Origin of the sequence: Amycolatopsis sp. NBC_01307 (assembly GCF_035975215.1) — a bacterium.
Taxonomy (GTDB): Bacteria; Actinomycetota; Actinomycetes; order Mycobacteriales; family Pseudonocardiaceae; genus Amycolatopsis.
Genome location: NZ_CP108403.1, coordinates 7,008,911 through 7,023,352 on the forward strand (window position 1 = coordinate 7,008,911; position 14,442 = coordinate 7,023,352).

Consider the following 14,442-nt stretch of genomic DNA (forward strand, 5'->3'; position numbering starts at 1 on the left):
ATGTAGAACGTGATCCACCGGTGGCACCCGAACGCGTAGAGTCGGCCCACCGGGGCAGCGACGCTCCGCGCGCGGAAGGTGATGCCCGATGCCGATGATGCCGGTGACCGACTCGATGTTCCTCCTGGTGGAGACGCGCGAGCATCCGATGCACGTCGGCGGCCTGCAGCTGTTCAAGAAGCCCGAGGGCGCGGGCCCCGACTACCTGAGCGGCCTCCGGCGGAACCTGCTCGACTCGGACAACATGCGGCCGGTCTTCCGCCGCCGCCCCGCCCGCCCGGTGAACACGCTCGGGCACGTCGCCTGGTCGACCGACGCCGACCTCGAGCTCGACTACCACTTCCGGCACTCCGCGCTGCCGCAGCCGGGCCGGATCCGCGAACTGCTGGAGCTCACCAGCCGCTGGCACAGCACGCTGCTCGACCGGCACCGGCCGCTGTGGGAGATCCACCTCGTCGAAGGACTGGCCGACGGCCGGTTCGCCGTCTACACCAAGGTCCACCACGCGCTGATGGACGGCGTCTCGGCGCTGCGTCACCTGCAGGGCACGCTGTCGGACGACCCGTCGGACATGGATTGCCCGCCCTGGTGGGGCACACGGCGCAAACCGGGCGAAGGCCGCACCAAGCGCCCCCGGTCCCTGCTGGACAGCGCCGGCAAGACGGTCAACCAGATCGCGAGCCTGGCGCCGGCCGCGGTGAAGGTCGCGCGGGAAGCGTTCAGCGAGCACACGGTGACCCTCCCGGGCCAGGCGCCGCGGACGATGTTCAACGTGCCGATCGGCGGCGCGCGCCGGTTCGCGGCGCAGTCGTGGTCGCTCGACCGCGTGCGGCAGGTGGCCAACGCGGCCGGGGTGTCGCGCAACGACGTCGTGCTCGCGATGTGCTCGGGCGCGCTGCGGGACTACCTCATCGAGCAGCGCGCGCTGCCGGACGCGCCGATGATCGCGATGGTGCCGGTTTCGCTGCGCCGCAAGACCGATCCGGGTGAGGCGACGGGCAACAACATCGGCGCCCTGCTGTGCAACCTGGCCACCGACCTGCCGGACGCGGGCAAGCGGCTCGTCGCGATCCACCAGTCGATGCGCAACGGCAAGCGGCTGTTCTCGGAGCTGACGCCGTTGCAGACGCTGCTGCTGTCCGGGATCAACGTGGCGCAGCTGGGCGTCTCGCCGATCCCCGGCGTCGTCAACAACACGCGGCCGCCGTTCAACCTGGTGATCTCGAACGTGCCCGGCCCGCGCAAGCAGATGTACTGGAACGGCGCGCAGCTCGACGGCATCTACCCGGCGTCGGTGCTGCTCGACGGCCAGGCCGTGAACATCACGCTGACCAGCAACGGCGACAACCTCGACTTCGGCATCATGGGGTGCCGCCGCAGCGTGCCGCACCTGCAGCGGATCCTCACGCACCTCGACACGGCGCTGGTGGAGCTGGAAGCGGCCGTCAAGTAACTCTGTCCACAGTGGACTAGGCGATGCCTTCCGGCGCGGCGCCGGCGATCTGCACGGCGCCGGCGGCGATGCGGTCGATCTCGGCCAAGTCGTCCGGCGTCAGCGTGATGTCGGCGGCGGCGAGGCTCGCCTCGATGTGCCGCGGCCGGCGCGCCCCGACGATCGCGGCGTGCACCCCGGGCCGGGCGAGCGTCCAGGCGATGGCGAGCTGGCCGACTTCGACGTCCCGCTGGGCTGCGAACGCTGTCAGCTCGTCGACGATCTTGAGGTTGCGGCGCAGGTTGTCGCCCTGGAACGCGGATGAACGTGACCGCCAGTCGCTGGTTTCGAACGTGCTGTCCGGGGTGAACGCACCGGTGAGCAGGCCGCTGCCGAGCGGGCTGTAGACGAACACGCCGATGTCGTGCTCGCGGGCGTAGGGCAGCGGATCGGTCTCGATGCCGCGCCGGAACAGGTGGTACGGCGGCTGGAGCGTCTCGACCGGCCGCGTCTCGTCGAACGCGGCGAGCTGCGCGGCGTCGTAGTTGGAGACGCCGACGTGCCGGACCTTGCCGGCGTCGACGAACTCCTGCAGCAGACCGGCGACGTCGGCCGCCGGGGTGTCGGGGTCGGGCCAGTGCACCTGGTAGACGTCGATGTGGTCGCGCCCGAGGTTGCGCAGGCTCTCGTCGAGCCCCTGGGTGAGCCACGCGCGCCGCGAGTCGCGCGGCCGCTGCGCCCGCGGGTTGATGCCGCCCTTGGTGGCGACGACGACGTCTTTCTCCGTTCGCAGCGCCCGCCCCAGCAGCACTTCGGACCGGCCGCGACCGTAGGCCTGCGCGGTGTCGAAGAAGTTCACGCCGAGCGCGCGGGCGTGGTGGATCGCCGCGATCGCGGTGTCCTCGTCGAAGGCGCCCCAGTCACCGCCGAGCTGCCACGTCCCGAAGGCGATCTTCGAGACTTCGAGGCCGCTGCGGCCCAAGATCGTCGTACGCATGCGTCCAGCACAGCACAGACGTCGGACCACTGCACCGATCTTCCCGGCGAGCGAAACCCCCAAATAACTCTTTGACAGTTGCGCTCGCATCCCCGAAACTCGGGAGCATGTCCCTCGACGACCTCCGGGTCCTGGCCCACCCGTTGCGCATGCGGATCCTCTCGCTGCTGACGGGCACGGCGATGAGCGCGGCGGAGGCGGCGCGCGAGCTGGGCGAAACCCAGGCGAACATCAGCTACCACTTCCGCCGCCTGCACGACGCGGGCCTGCTGGAGGTCGCGGAAGAGGTCAGCATCCGCGGCGGCCGCGCCAAGCGCTACCGCCACGACCCCGACTCCGGCCGGCGCCTCACGTCCCGCGACCCCGTCGAGGAGCAGATGCTGACAAGGGCGATCGCGAGCGAGCTGCTCCGCCGAGCGGAGTCGCGAGCCTCGGGCCGCCCGGCGTCACTCTCGGACGCGGACCTGTGGCTGGCCCCGGAGGTGTGGTCGGACCTCCTGGCCCGCGCAAAGGAACTGAGCCACGAACTCCACACCGCGGCGCAGGCCCCGAGAACGCCGGGCACGGTCCGCGTCAGCGTCAGCATGGCGCTCTTCGAGCTGAAGCCGGGAGAAGCACCGTGACCACCGGATCCGAGCCGGCCCGAAGAGCAGCCCCCACCCGTCCCGGGGGGCGTCCCCGATCCCAGCGTACCGCCGCCTGCCTGGGAAAACGGGGGGTGCGGAAATCTGTGGACAACTTCGTCCCTGTGGACAGTGAATTTGACATCGGCGCCGAACCGGGCCTGCTTCCCCAGCCGGACCTCCCGCGACGCATCCGATCGGCGCCAGCCTGCCGCGACGTCGTCCGGGCCGGCACCGGCCATGCACCGCAAGCGCTCCCGACGGGCGCCGTGTCCGAACCAGTCCCGACGCCGGCGAAGGAGACGCGATGAGCCTGCCGTTGCTCGCTCCGTTGCGGGAGCACCGGTTCCGGGCGCTCGTCACCGGGCGGACCTTCGCCGACTTCGGCAACGCCGTCGCGCCCTTCGCGCTGGCCTTCGCCGTGGTCGACCTGACCGGATCGGCCGTGGACCTCGGGATCGTCGTCGGGGCTCGATCGATCGCCAACATCCTGCTCGTGCTGTTCGGCGGGATGCTCGCCGACCGGTTGCCGCGGTCGGTGATCCTGCAAGGCACCGAAACCGCCGCCGCGCTCACGCAGGCCACCATCGCCGCGAGTGTCCTCTGTGGATTCGCCTCCGTGCCGCTGCTGGTCGGGCTCAGCCTCGTCAACGGCGCCGTCTCGGCCATCTCGCTGCCCGCCGCCGCGTCGCTCACGCCGTTGACCGTTCCCGGCGCGCTCCTCACCCAGGCGAACGCGCTGCTCCGCCTCCTGTCGAACGTCGGCCGGATCGCCGGGGCCAGTCTCGCCGGTGTCCTGGTCGCCTTCGCCGGTTCCGGATGGGCGCTCGCCGGAAACGCGCTGCTGTTCGTCGCCGCCGCACTGTCATACCACCGCATCCGGCTGCCGAGCGGCGATCGCATCCCCGGCAGCCGGCCGCTCGCCGAACTCGCCGAGGGCTGGCGCGAATTCCGCTCCCGGTCGTGGGTGTGGCTGGTGGTACTGCAGTTCATGCTGGTCAACGCGGTCAACTCGGGCGCGATCGTGGTGATCGGCCCGCTGGTCGCCGACGACACGTTCGGCCGCACTGGCTGGGGCCTCGCCCTCGCGGTCCAGACGGCCGGGGCGCTGCTCGGCGGCGTCCTCGCGGCGCACTGGCGACCGCGGCGGATGCTGTTCCTCGGCGTCGCGCTGGTCATGGCGGACGCGCTCCCGATGATCGCACTCGGCGTGACGCCCTACCTGGCGCCGCTGCTGCTCGCGATGTTCCTCGGCGGCGTCGCGCTCGAGCAGTTCTCCGTCGCGTGGGACGTGTCGCTGCAGGAAAACATCCCGCCGGAGAAGCTCGCCCGCGTGTACTCCTACGACATGCTCGGCTCGTTCCTCGCGCTGCCGCTCGGCCAGATCAGCGCGGGCCCGCTGGCCGAGCACGCCGGCCGCGAGACAACGCTGGTCGGCGGCGCGGTGCTGGTCGTCGTCACCACCGCGCTCGTGCTGTGCAGCCCGCAGATCCGCGGCTTGGTCAGACGGACGCCGGTCGCACCAGGAGGAGGTTCAGCAGGCTCGCGCTGAACACCACGTCGCCGCCGTCGTCGACGAACTCGACCTGCGTGCGCAGCACTCCCCGATCCGGCTTCGACCGCGAGACGCGGGCCTCGGTCACGGTCGCGCGCAGCCGCAGCACCGCCCCGGGCCGGACGGGACGCGGCCAGCGCAGCTCGTCCACCCCGGGACTGCCCAGACTGGCCACAGTGGACAGGTAGTGCGCCGCGTAGAGCCGCATCATCAGGCTCGCCGTGTGCCAGCCGCTCGCGATCAGCCCGCCGAACGGGCCGGCCGCCGCCGCGGCCGGGTCGACGTGGAAGCTCTGCGGGTCGTACCGCTCGGCGAACTCCAGGATCTCGGCCTCGGTCACCTCGACGCTCCCGCAGTCGTAGGTCGCGCCGGGAACATAGTCCGCGAAGTAGCGGTCGCCGATCGGGGTGCCGAACTCGCTCGTCATGGCCGCAGGGTGCCACAAGAACACTTCGATCCGGAGCGAACGGTTCCCCGGCTACGCTCGACGCCATGCCCGGCGAACCCGACATCGCCTCGGTCGCCCAGGCGATCGGCGAACCGGCACGGGCCGCGATGCTCCTGCAGCTGATGGACGGCGCCGCGCACTCCGCCCGGGCCTTGGCGACCGTGGCCGGGATCGCGCCGTCCACCGCGAGTTCACACCTGCGCCGGCTCCGCGACGCGGGACTGGTGCGAGCGACCGACGCAGGACGTCAGCGCCTGCACCGCCTGGCCGGCCCGGAGGTCGCGCAGCTCGTCGAAGCGTTGACCGCCCTCGCCCCGCCCCGCCTGCCCGAGCGGCTCCAACCCGACCCACCGACGGGACCGTTGCTGCGGGCCCGGGCCTGCTACGGCCACGTGGGTGGACAGCTCGGCGTGGACATCGCGGCACTACTGCGCAAGGACGGCGTGATCGACGACCTGGCCCCGGGCGAATCCGGCACGGTCCGCACCTTCGACCAGCCGCTGCTGGCCGCCCTAGGCATCGCCGCGCTGCCGGACTCGCGGCCCGGCGTCCGGGCATGCCTCGACTGGTCGCACGGCACCGTCCACCTCGCCGGCGCGTTGGGCGCCGCACTGTTCACAGCGTTGCTCGACAACGGCTGGGTGTGCCGCCGCCCCGGCGGCCGGGCACTGCGAATCACCGAACCGGGACGCCGCCGCTTCACCGAACTCGGCATCGCCTGACGGCCCGCGCATCAGTGTCGGGCCGCGATGGCTTAACGCTCCCCTGGCCCCGCCCCGCCTAAGTGCCGGACCACGATGGCATGTCACTGCGCTGTTCAGCCGCAACGGCTGTCACGTTCGCGCTACCCACCCGCGCCGACATCAACGTCAGGCCGCGACGGCTGCCACGCTACGGCCCGGCGTGGATATCAAGGCCAGGTCGCGACGGCCATTGCTCGCGCTACCAGCCCGGCGCGGATCTCAAGGCCCGGTCGCGAAGGCCATTGCTCGCGCTACCGGCCCGCGCGGGGCTCCGGGGTCAGGTCGCGGTGACCGTCCAGGCGCCACCAGCTCTCGAGCGTCTCGCGGAGCGCCTTGAGCAGCTCGCCGCCCGTCTCGAGTGGGACCAGCGCGGCCGGGCCGTCGCCGACTCTCAAGCCCGCGGCCAGCCGGTCGCCCTGCTCGATCAGCCCGACGACCACCCGCGTCGGTTCCCCGGTGACGTCGACGGTCGGAATAGCTCGTTCGTACCGCCAGCCTTGAGCGTTCACCCGGCCGACAGTGGCACAGCTTTCCCAGCCGTGGCCGGGGTTTCACCCTTACGTGGTCAGGCGGGCGCCCACGGCCGCACTTCCTCCAGCAGCTTCGCGACGGCCAGCACGAGGTCGTCCGAGTGCCGCGGCCCGACGATCTGCAGCCCGACCGGCAAGCCCGCCGACGTCTTCCCAGCCGGCACGCTGATCGCGGGCTGCTGGGTCATGTTGAACGGGTACGTGAACGGCGTCCACTCCGGCCACTCGCTCAGCCCGCTGCCCGGCGGCACGTTGTGGCCCGCCTCGAACGCCGGGATCGGGACGGTCGGCGTGATCAGCACGTCGTAGCGCGTGTGGAACTCGCCCATCAGGATGCCCAGCGCGGCGCGCTCGGCGGTCGCGTCGAGGTAGTCGCTCGCCGACCACGTCTTGCCGAGCTCCCAGACCTTGCGCAGGCCGGGATCGGTGCGGTCCTCGGACCCCGGCGGGAAGCTGTCGAGCAGCTTCGCCGCGCCGGAGGACCACAGCACGTCGAACGCCGGCTTCGGGTCGGCGAACCCGGGGTCGGTCTCTTCGACGTGCAGCCCGGCGTCGCCGAGCGCGCGCACGGCCGCCGCGACGATCGCGGCCACCTCCGGGTCGACGTCGACGTAGCCGAGCGTCGGCGAGAACGCGGCGATCAGGCCGCGCACGTCCCGCCGGACCGCCTCGCGGAACGACGTCACCGGCGGCGCCAGCGCGGCCGGGTCGCGGTGGTCGGGGATCGACAGCACGTCCATCAGCAGCGCGGTGTCGTCGACCGACCGAGCCATCGGGCCGGCGTGCGACAGCGGCCCGAACGGGCTCGCCGGGTACAGCGCGATCCGGCCGTGGGTCGGCTTCAGCCCGACGATCCCGCAGAACGACGCCGGGATCCGCACCGAGCCACCGCCGTCCGTGCCGACGGACAGCTCACCCATCCCGGCGGCGACCGCCGCGGCGCTACCACCGCTGGAGCCGCCCGAGGTCTTCGTCGGGTCGGCCGGGTTGCGCGTGATGCCCTGCAGCGGGCTGTCGGTGACGCCCTTCCAGGCGATCTCCGGCGTGGTCGTCTTGCCCAGCAGGACAAGGCCGGCCTCGCGCATCCGCGCCGCGACCGGGCTGTCGACGTCCCACGGCTGGTCCGGATCGATGCTCTTCGAGCCCCGGACGGTCGGCCAGCCCTGCGTCAGGAACATGTCCTTGATCGAGGACGGCACGCCGTCGAGCAGGCCGATCGGATTGCCGTCGCGCCAGCGGATCTCGGACGCCTTGGCCTGTTCCAGCGCCCCGTCGGCGTCGACGAGGGTGTAGGCGTTGCACTCACCGTCCCGGGCCTCGATGGCCTGCAGCGCGTTCTGCGTCGCCTCGACCGGTGAGAGCTCACCGCTCGAGTAGGCGGCGACGAGCTCGCTGGCGGTCAGCATCCTGTCGTTCATCCGGCTCCCTGGTTCCCCGACGGCACGTACCCGAGCGTCTTGTCGACGACGTTGCGCAGCGGCTCCCCGGCGCGCCAGCGGCGGAAGTTCTCGGCGAACACCTCGACCAGCGTGTTCCGCCAACCGATGAAGTCCCCGGACATGTGCGGCGAGAGCAGCACGTCCGGCATGTTCCACAGTGGACTCTCGGGCGGCAGCGGCTCGGTGTCGAACACGTCGAGCGCAGCTCCGGCGATGGCACGATCCGTCAGCGCCGCGACCAGGTCGGACGTGACCACCAGCTCGCCCCGCCCGACGTTCACGAACCGCGCCGACGGCTTCATCGCGGCGAACGCGCGCGCGTCGAACATTCCCTTGGTGTTCTCGGTCAACGGCGCGACCGCGACGACGTAGTCGGCCTCGGGCAGGTACTCGGCGAGCTGCGCGGAGTCGTGCACGACGCCGAAGTCGGGATCGCCGGTACGGGCCCGGCGCCCCGCGCCGCTCACCCGCATCCCGGCCGCGCGCAGCAGCCGCGCGATGGCCCGCCCGATCGGCCCGGTACCGACGACCACCGCCGTGCGCCCGGCGATCCGCTCGCTCTCGCGGTGCAGCCAGCGGCCCTCGCGCTGCAGGTCGTGCGAGCGCGCGAAGTCCTTGGCGAAGGCGAGCACGACGCCCAGGACGTACTCCGCGATGGCGTCGTCGAAGACGCCCCGCGAGTTGGTCAGGACGACGTCGCTCTCGACGAGCCCCGGGAACAGCACCGGATCGACGCCGGCGCTGGCGATGTGCAGCCAGCGCAGCCGGTCGGCCGCGTACCAGGCGCCCGGCACGGCCGTCGAGAGGAAGTCGTAGACGAACAGCGCGTCCGCTCCGGACAGCGCTTCGGGCAATCCCGCCGCGTCCGTGTAACGCACGACCGCCCCGGATTCGACTGCACGCATGTCCGGTGGGCGGTGCTCGCCGCAGAGCACGGCCAAGACGGGAGTTTCCCGGGTTTCCGAGGCGATCACGTTGACACGGTAAAAGCGGCTCGTATGATTGTCAACAATCCGAGGAACGACCCCCGGAGCACCGGACGTGTCATCAAGTTCAGACGTATTCCGGAGGCTGAGCCTTGGATTTCGACTTCCTGGCGTTCGAAGGCCCGCTGGCGCAGCGCGGCATCGGGGTGATCGCGCCCTTCGACCTCGCCCTCGAGCGCGAGCTCTGGCGCTGGGTGCCGATGGAGGTGTCGCTGCACCTCGCCCGCACGCCGTACGAGCCCGTACCGGTGAGCATGGAGATGGCGCGCCTCGTCAGCGACAGCCACCACCTGGCCAGCGCCACCCGCGACGTGCTGCACGTCGAGCCCGAGGTCGTCGCCTACCTCTGCACGTCGGGCAGCTTCGTCAACGGCGTCGACTACGAGCGCTCGCTGACCAAGGCGATCTGCGACGCCGGCGCGCCGGACGCCGTCACCACCTCGGGCGCGCTGGCCGAAGTGCTGCACCAGCTCGACCTGCACCGCGTCTCGGTGCTCACGCCGTACGATGCCGACCTGACCCGGGCGCTGCACGACTTCCTCGGCGAGCTGAACGTCGAGACCGTCGCCAGCGACCACCTCGGGCTGGGTGGCGGGATCTGGAAGGTCAGCTACCGGACCATCGCCGAACACATCCTCGCCGCCGATCACGGCGACGCCGAAGCGATCTTCGTCAGCTGCACCAATCTCCCCACCTACGACCTGATCGAGCCGCTCGAGTCCGCGCTCGGCAAACCGGTGCTCACGGCCAACCAGCTGACCATGTCGGCGTGCCTGCGCCGCATGAACCTGCCCATCGTCGGCCCCGGGAAGTGGCTTCGTGACGTGTCGTGAAGGGTTTCCTTGACCATCCCTCTAGGATTGTCGACAATTTGCGTCTCTCCGGAGGTTCCGTGACCACCATCGGCTTCATCTACCCCGACCACGCGGCCGAAGACGACTACCCGCTCGCCGAGCAGCTGCTCGGCGGGACGGCCGCTGCCGAAGGCGGCATCCGGCTCGCGGTCGAGCACATCTACGGCACCGACAAGCACGCGGTCGCCGAGTTGCTGGACCTCGGCAGCGAGACCCGCCTCGCCGACGGTGCCGCCCTGCTCAAGAAGCACGAGCCCGACGCCGTCATCTGGGCCTGCACCAGTGGCAGCTTCGTCTACGGCTGGGACGGCGCCCAGGACCAGATCGACCGGCTGAGAGCCGTCGCCGGCGTGCCCGCTTCCAGTACCTCCTTCGCGTTCGTGCACGCCGCGCGCGCCCTCGGCGTCAAGCGGGTCGCCGTCGCCGCCAGCTACCCGGACGACATCGCCCGGCTGTTCGCGGGCTTCCTCGAGGCCGGCGGCATCGAGGTCGTCTCGATGGCCGCCGCCGACATCGTCACCGCGGCCGAGGTCGGCGCGCTGCCTCCGGAGGCCGTCGTCGAGCTCGCCGTGCGCCACGACCACCCGGACGCCGACGCGGTGCTGGTGCCGGACACCGCGATGCGAACCCTCCAGGAGATCAACACCCTCGAAGCCGCACTGAAGAAGCCCGTGCTGACCGCCAACCAGGTCACCGTCTGGGAGGGCCTGCGCCTGACCGGGCGGCATCGCCTCGTCCGCTCCCTCGGCGCACTCTTCCGGCATGTGCCGGACCGGAGCGCCTGACATGGCGCTCCCACCGGGCATGCTCCCCGCGATCGAGCCGGTCAGCCGCGAGTCGACGGCCGCCGTCATCGCGCGCCAGCTGCGTGACGCGATCATGACCGGCACCCTGCCGCCGGGCACCCAGCTCGGCGAGACCGACCTGGCCGCCCGGTTCCAGGTGTCACGGGGGCCGCTCCGGGAAGCCATGCAGCATCTCGTGTCCGAAGGGCTGTTGCGCAGTGAACGGCACCGCGGCCTGTTCGTGATCGACCTCGAGCCCGGCGACGTCTACGACATCTACGCCGCCCGCTCCGCGATCGAACGCGCCGCGATGCTGCGCGCCATCCGCGGCGGCGAACGCGACCGGATCGCGCAGGTGCTCGAGCGGACCGTCGTCGAGATGGCGGCCGCCGCGAGCGACGACGACCCGAGCGCGCTTTCGACGGCGGACCTGAGGTTCCACGAGGCCCTGATCAACGCATCCGGCAGCAAGCGGCTCGTCCGCATGGCCCGGACCCTGCTCATCGAGACCCGGATGTGCCTGACCGCGCTCCAGGGCACCTACCAGCGGGTCGAAGAGCGCGTGGACGAGCACACGAAGCTCATCCAGGCCCTCCGCGAGGGCGACGAGGAGATGGCGCTCGCCCTCCTGGACGCGCACATGGAGGACGCGGTGCAGCGCCTCGCACCGGGCACCAGCCTCGTGGAGGGACACGCCCCACCGGTGCCCTGACGCTCGGCCGAGCACCCGTGCCGCCGGCCCGATCACGCGGCTTCCCCGTGCTCGCAACGAGGACGCCCGTGATCGGAGAGCCGACACGCGTGATCGCAGGGACGACACGCGTGATCGGAGCGTCGGCACGCGTGATCGCAACGTCGACACGGGTATCAGAGGAGTCGGCTCGCGTACCCGGACGGGCGGCAGGCGTACCTGGACGGACCGCACGGGGACCGGGAAGCAGCCGACCGGCAACGCGCACTCGCAGTCAGCGGACATGGCGGACCCCCAGGACCGGCTGGCCGCCGTGGCCGTCGCGGAAGTCGGGCGACCAGGGCCAGCGGCCCCGGTCGTCCGCGTGGACCAGTTGCAGCGCCCGGATTTCCGGCCCGTACAACGCGACCGCGAACACCAGGTGCGCCGACGGCTCGGCGAGCGGGACGACCTCGATCAGCGGGCCGCCGCGCAACGGGATGCGTTCACCGGGCTCGGGCGGCGCCGCGTGCAGCGCATGGCTCGCCATGTCGTTGAGCAGGTTTGCCGCTGCCCGCAACGGAAGCCCGGTGGCGACCAGCTCGGGCAGGCCGTATCCGCTGAGCCCGATCGTGTAGGCCCACGGCGGGTACGGCCCGGCGCTTTCCACGCCCTGCACGAGCCAGCCCCGGTCGGCCACGCCATCGCGAAGCCGCTCCAGGTACCCGGATCTGTCCGGGTCTTCGCACTGCTGACACATCGGTGTCTCCTCCCCCTCGGTGGACTGGGGACCACCGTGCCGGAGGGCACCGACAAAAACTCAGCCCAGTGCTTCGGCCACTGCCGTGCCGAGCCGTTCTGTGGTATCGCTGCCGCCGAGGTCCGGCGTGCGCACCCGGCCCTCGTCGAGCACCCGGTCCACCGCGGCGCGGATTGCTTGCGCGGCAACGGTTTCGCCCAGGTGTTCGACCAGCATCGCGGCCGCCAGGATCTGCGCCACGGGGTTGGCGATGCCTTGTCCGGCGATGTCCGGAGCGCTCCCGTGGACCGCTTCGAACATCGACGGGGATTCACCCGATGGGTTGATGTTGCCGGACGGTGCCATGCCGAGGCCGCCCGTGATCGCGGCCGCGAGGTCGCTCAGGATGTCGCCGAAGAGGTTCGACCCCACGATGACGTCGAGCCGGTCCGGCGCCTGGACCATGCGCGCGGCCAAGGCATCCACGTGCATCTGTTCACTGCGGACGTCCGGGTACTCGGCCGCGACCTCGGCGAAGATCTCGTCCCAGAACGGCATCGAGTGGATGAGCCCGTTGGACTTCGTCGCCGAGCAGACGCGCGAAGACCGCGTCCGCGCGAGTTCGAAGGCGTACCGGATGATCCGTTCGACGCCGACGCGGGTGAACACCGACTCCTGCAGCACGAACTCGTCCGGCCGGCCCGCGTTGTGCCGGCCGCCGATCGCGGAGTACTCCCCTTCGGAGTTCTCCCGGACGATCACCAGCTCCAGCTCCTCGGCCTTCCGCCCGGCCAGCACCGACGTCGTACCCGGCAGCAGCCGCACCGGGCGCAGGTTGACGTACTGGGAGAACGCGCGCCGCAGCGGGATCAGCAGGCCCCACAGGGAAACGTGGTCCGGGACGCCGGGGAAGCCGACCGCGCCGAGCAGGATCCCGTCGAACGCCGAGAGCTGCGCGACGCCGTCGTCCGGCATCATCGACCCGAGCTGGGCGTAGCGCTCGCAGCTCCAGTCGAACTCGGTCCACTCCAGGGAGAAGCCGAACTTCGTAGAGGCGGCGTCGAGGACTTTGCGGGCCTCGATGGTGACGTCCACGCCGATGCCGTCGCCGGGGATGCTCGCGATGCGGTAGGAGTTCACAGGGCCACCGCGATGTACTTGGTCTCCAGGAACTCTTCGATGCCGAACGAGCCGCCCTCTCGGCCGAGCCCGGACGCCTTGATCCCGCCGAACGGCGCCGCCGGGTTCGACACGATGCCCTGGTTGAGCCCGATCATCCCGGCTTCTAGCGCCTCGGAGACGCGCAGCGCCCGCTTGAGATCGCTGGTGTAGACGTAGGAGACGAGCCCGAACTCGGTGTCGTTCGCCTTCGCCACCACTTCTTCCTCGGTGTCGAACGCGGAGATGGGCGCGACCGGCCCAAAGATCTCTTCGTACGTCAGACGCGCTTCCTGCGGGACGTCGGTGAGCACGGTCGCCTGGTAGAAGTGGCCCGGACCGTCCACGCCGGCGCCGCCGGTGAGCACCTTCGCGCCGCGGTCGGTGGCGTCCTTGACCAGCTCGGTCACCTTCGTGACGGCGGCTTCGTCGATCAGCGGGCCGACGACGACGTCCTTCTCTGTGCCGCGGCCCATCGGCAGGGCCTGCATGCGCTCGGTCAGCCGTCGCGAGAACTCCTCGACGACGCCGCGCTGCACGTAGAACCGGTTCGCCGCGGTGCACGCCTCGCCGATGTTGCGCATCTTCGCGAGCATCGCGCCTTCGATGGCCGCGTCCATGTCGGCGTCCTCGAAGACCAGGAACGGCGCGTTGCCGCCCAGCTCCATCGACGTCCGCAGCACCTTGTCGGCGCACTGTTCGAGCAGCTTGCGGCCGACCCCGGTGGAGCCGGTGAAGGAGAGCTTGCGGGCTCGGCCGTCGCGGATCAGCGGCTCCATCACGCCGCCGGAGTCGCTGGTCGTGACGACGTTGAGGACGCCGGCGGGCAGCCCGGCCTCGGCGAGGATACCGGCCAGCGCGAGCATCGACAGCGGCGTCTGCGCGGCGGGCTTGATCACCGACGTGCAGCCCGCGGCGATCGCCGGGCCGATCTTGCGGGTGCCCATCGCCATCGGGAAGTTCCACGGCGTGATCAGCAGCGTCGGGCCGACCGGCTGCTTGGTGATGAGGAAGCGGCCGGAGCCGTTGGGCGCGGTCGCGTAGCCGCCTTCGATCCGGACGGCCTCCTCGGCGAACCAGCGGAAGAACTCGGCGGCGTAGGCGATCTCGCCCTTCGACTCCGCCAGCGGTTTGCCCATCTCGAGCGTCATGAGCAGGGCGAGCTCGTCCTGGCGCGCCATCAGCAGCTCGTACGCCCGGCGCAGGATCTCGCCGCGTTCGCGAGGCGCCATCTTCGCGAAGTCCGCCTGCGCGGCGACGGCGGCGTCCAGGGCGGCGACGCCGTCCGCCGGGGAGGCGTCGGCGACCTGGCACAGCTCCCGGCCGGTCGCCGGATCCACGACCGGGAAGGACTTCCCGGCCTCGGCGGCGACCCACTTGCCGCCGATGAACAGTTCCTTGCCGACCGCGTCGACGACGCCGGACTCGGTGCTCACGCTCATCCCGACTGCTCCTCACGTGTTGTCCCGAGGGCCATGCTATG

At 71.2% G+C, this 14,442-nt stretch carries 15 protein-coding genes; 7 read left to right on the top strand and 8 right to left on the bottom strand.

The genetic code is table 11. From position 1 onward, the window contains the following. Window positions 1-88 precede the first annotated feature (88 nt). Complete coding sequence (locus tag OG439_RS30360; RefSeq protein ID WP_247057256.1) at window positions 89-1,453, top strand: WS/DGAT/MGAT family O-acyltransferase; 1,365 nt, start codon at window positions 89-91, stop codon at window positions 1,451-1,453. Between the two features lie 16 nt (window positions 1,454-1,469). Here the strand turns inward: OG439_RS30360 and OG439_RS30365 are convergent, their stop codons facing one another. Beyond that, complete coding sequence (locus OG439_RS30365) at window positions 1,470-2,429, bottom strand: aldo/keto reductase (RefSeq protein WP_326944183.1); 960 nt, start codon at window positions 2,427-2,429, stop codon at window positions 1,470-1,472. Window positions 2,430-2,536: 107 nt separating this feature from the next. Here OG439_RS30365 and OG439_RS30370 point away from each other — a divergent pair, with 107 nt between their 5' ends. Both OG439_RS30370 and OG439_RS30375 read left to right on the top strand, forming a co-directional pair. Next, window positions 2,537-3,052 carry an ArsR/SmtB family transcription factor gene (locus OG439_RS30370; protein WP_326944184.1) on the top strand — a complete coding sequence of 172 codons (516 nt, stop codon included), beginning with the start codon at window positions 2,537-2,539 and terminating at the stop codon, window positions 3,050-3,052. 307 nt (window positions 3,053-3,359) lie between these two features. Then, window positions 3,360-4,604, top strand: coding sequence for an MFS transporter (locus tag OG439_RS30375; RefSeq protein ID WP_326944185.1), 1,245 nt, complete (start codon window positions 3,360-3,362; stop codon window positions 4,602-4,604). On the opposite strand, the gene OG439_RS30380 is transcribed toward OG439_RS30375, so the two are convergent. Beyond that, window positions 4,555-5,034 carry a MaoC family dehydratase gene (locus OG439_RS30380; protein WP_326944186.1) on the bottom strand — a complete coding sequence of 160 codons (480 nt, stop codon included), beginning with the start codon at window positions 5,032-5,034 and terminating at the stop codon, window positions 4,555-4,557. The two genes, OG439_RS30375 and OG439_RS30380, sit on opposite strands and share 50 nt — an antisense overlap. Window positions 5,035-5,099: 65 nt before the next feature. Between OG439_RS30380 and OG439_RS30385 the strand changes: the two genes are divergently transcribed. Continuing rightward, the gene (locus OG439_RS30385) at window positions 5,100-5,777 is read left to right on the top strand and encodes an ArsR/SmtB family transcription factor (RefSeq protein ID WP_326944187.1); all 678 of its coding nucleotides are present in this window, start codon (window positions 5,100-5,102) and stop codon (window positions 5,775-5,777) included. Between the two features lie 272 nt (window positions 5,778-6,049). Here OG439_RS30385 and OG439_RS30390 read toward each other — a convergent pair whose 3' ends face one another. The 3 genes from OG439_RS30390 to OG439_RS30400 are packed head-to-tail and all read right to left on the bottom strand — an operon-like array spanning window position 6,050 to window position 8,741. Further along, window positions 6,050-6,307 (bottom strand): hypothetical protein, encoded by a 258-nt coding sequence (locus tag OG439_RS30390; RefSeq protein WP_326944188.1) that lies wholly within the window; start codon window positions 6,305-6,307, stop codon window positions 6,050-6,052. A gap of 56 nt (window positions 6,308-6,363) precedes the next feature. Next, complete coding sequence (locus OG439_RS30395; protein WP_326944189.1) at window positions 6,364-7,746, bottom strand: amidase; 1,383 nt, start codon at window positions 7,744-7,746, stop codon at window positions 6,364-6,366. After that, window positions 7,743-8,741, bottom strand: a complete 999-nt coding sequence (locus OG439_RS30400; protein ID WP_326944190.1) for a D-2-hydroxyacid dehydrogenase — start codon at window positions 8,739-8,741, stop codon at window positions 7,743-7,745. The genes OG439_RS30395 and OG439_RS30400 overlap by 4 nt, the downstream gene beginning before the upstream one ends. Before the next feature lie 104 nt (window positions 8,742-8,845). Between OG439_RS30400 and OG439_RS30405 the strand changes: the two genes are divergently transcribed. From OG439_RS30405 to OG439_RS30415, 3 genes are read left to right on the top strand one after another with little or no spacing between them, the layout of a single operon-like run. Beyond that, window positions 8,846-9,586, top strand: a complete 741-nt coding sequence (locus tag OG439_RS30405) for a maleate cis-trans isomerase family protein (RefSeq protein WP_326944191.1) — start codon at window positions 8,846-8,848, stop codon at window positions 9,584-9,586. Window positions 9,587-9,645: 59 nt separating this feature from the next. After that, complete coding sequence (locus OG439_RS30410) at window positions 9,646-10,392, top strand: maleate cis-trans isomerase family protein (protein ID WP_326944192.1); 747 nt, start codon at window positions 9,646-9,648, stop codon at window positions 10,390-10,392. Between the two features lies 1 nt (window position 10,393). Beyond that, window positions 10,394-11,104 carry a GntR family transcriptional regulator gene (locus OG439_RS30415; RefSeq protein ID WP_326944193.1) on the top strand — a complete coding sequence of 237 codons (711 nt, stop codon included), beginning with the start codon at window positions 10,394-10,396 and terminating at the stop codon, window positions 11,102-11,104. A 253-nt stretch (window positions 11,105-11,357) separates the two neighbouring features. Here OG439_RS30415 and OG439_RS30420 read toward each other — a convergent pair whose 3' ends face one another. Genes OG439_RS30420 through OG439_RS30430 form a run of 3 tightly spaced genes read right to left on the bottom strand, consistent with a single transcriptional unit; the run spans window position 11,358 to window position 14,401 of the window. Beyond that, complete coding sequence (locus OG439_RS30420) at window positions 11,358-11,822, bottom strand: DUF4262 domain-containing protein (protein WP_326944194.1); 465 nt, start codon at window positions 11,820-11,822, stop codon at window positions 11,358-11,360. Window positions 11,823-11,882: 60 nt separating this feature from the next. After that, on the bottom strand, window positions 11,883-12,941 hold the full coding sequence (locus OG439_RS30425; RefSeq protein WP_326944195.1) for a tartrate dehydrogenase: 1,059 nt from the start codon (window positions 12,939-12,941) through the stop codon (window positions 11,883-11,885). Then, window positions 12,938-14,401, bottom strand: coding sequence for an NAD-dependent succinate-semialdehyde dehydrogenase (locus OG439_RS30430; protein ID WP_326944196.1), 1,464 nt, complete (start codon window positions 14,399-14,401; stop codon window positions 12,938-12,940). The genes OG439_RS30425 and OG439_RS30430 overlap by 4 nt, the downstream gene beginning before the upstream one ends. Between the last annotated feature and the right edge of the window lie 41 nt (window positions 14,402-14,442).

Coding starts and splice junctions, on each gene's coding strand:
- OG439_RS30360 (WP_247057256.1), top strand. CDS start 89: ATGCCGATGATGCCGGTGACCGACTCGATGTTCCTCCTGGTGGAGACG.
- OG439_RS30365 (WP_326944183.1), bottom strand. CDS start 2,429: ATGCGTACGACGATCTTGGGCCGCAGCGGCCTCGAAGTCTCGAAGATC.
- OG439_RS30370 (WP_326944184.1), top strand. CDS start 2,537: ATGTCCCTCGACGACCTCCGGGTCCTGGCCCACCCGTTGCGCATGCGG.
- OG439_RS30375 (WP_326944185.1), top strand. CDS start 3,360: ATGAGCCTGCCGTTGCTCGCTCCGTTGCGGGAGCACCGGTTCCGGGCG.
- OG439_RS30380 (WP_326944186.1), bottom strand. CDS start 5,034: ATGACGAGCGAGTTCGGCACCCCGATCGGCGACCGCTACTTCGCGGAC.
- OG439_RS30385 (WP_326944187.1), top strand. CDS start 5,100: ATGCCCGGCGAACCCGACATCGCCTCGGTCGCCCAGGCGATCGGCGAA.
- OG439_RS30395 (WP_326944189.1), bottom strand. CDS start 7,746: ATGAACGACAGGATGCTGACCGCCAGCGAGCTCGTCGCCGCCTACTCG.
- OG439_RS30415 (WP_326944193.1), top strand. CDS start 10,394: ATGGCGCTCCCACCGGGCATGCTCCCCGCGATCGAGCCGGTCAGCCGC.
- OG439_RS30420 (WP_326944194.1), bottom strand. CDS start 11,822: ATGTGTCAGCAGTGCGAAGACCCGGACAGATCCGGGTACCTGGAGCGG.
- OG439_RS30430 (WP_326944196.1), bottom strand. CDS start 14,401: ATGAGCGTGAGCACCGAGTCCGGCGTCGTCGACGCGGTCGGCAAGGAA.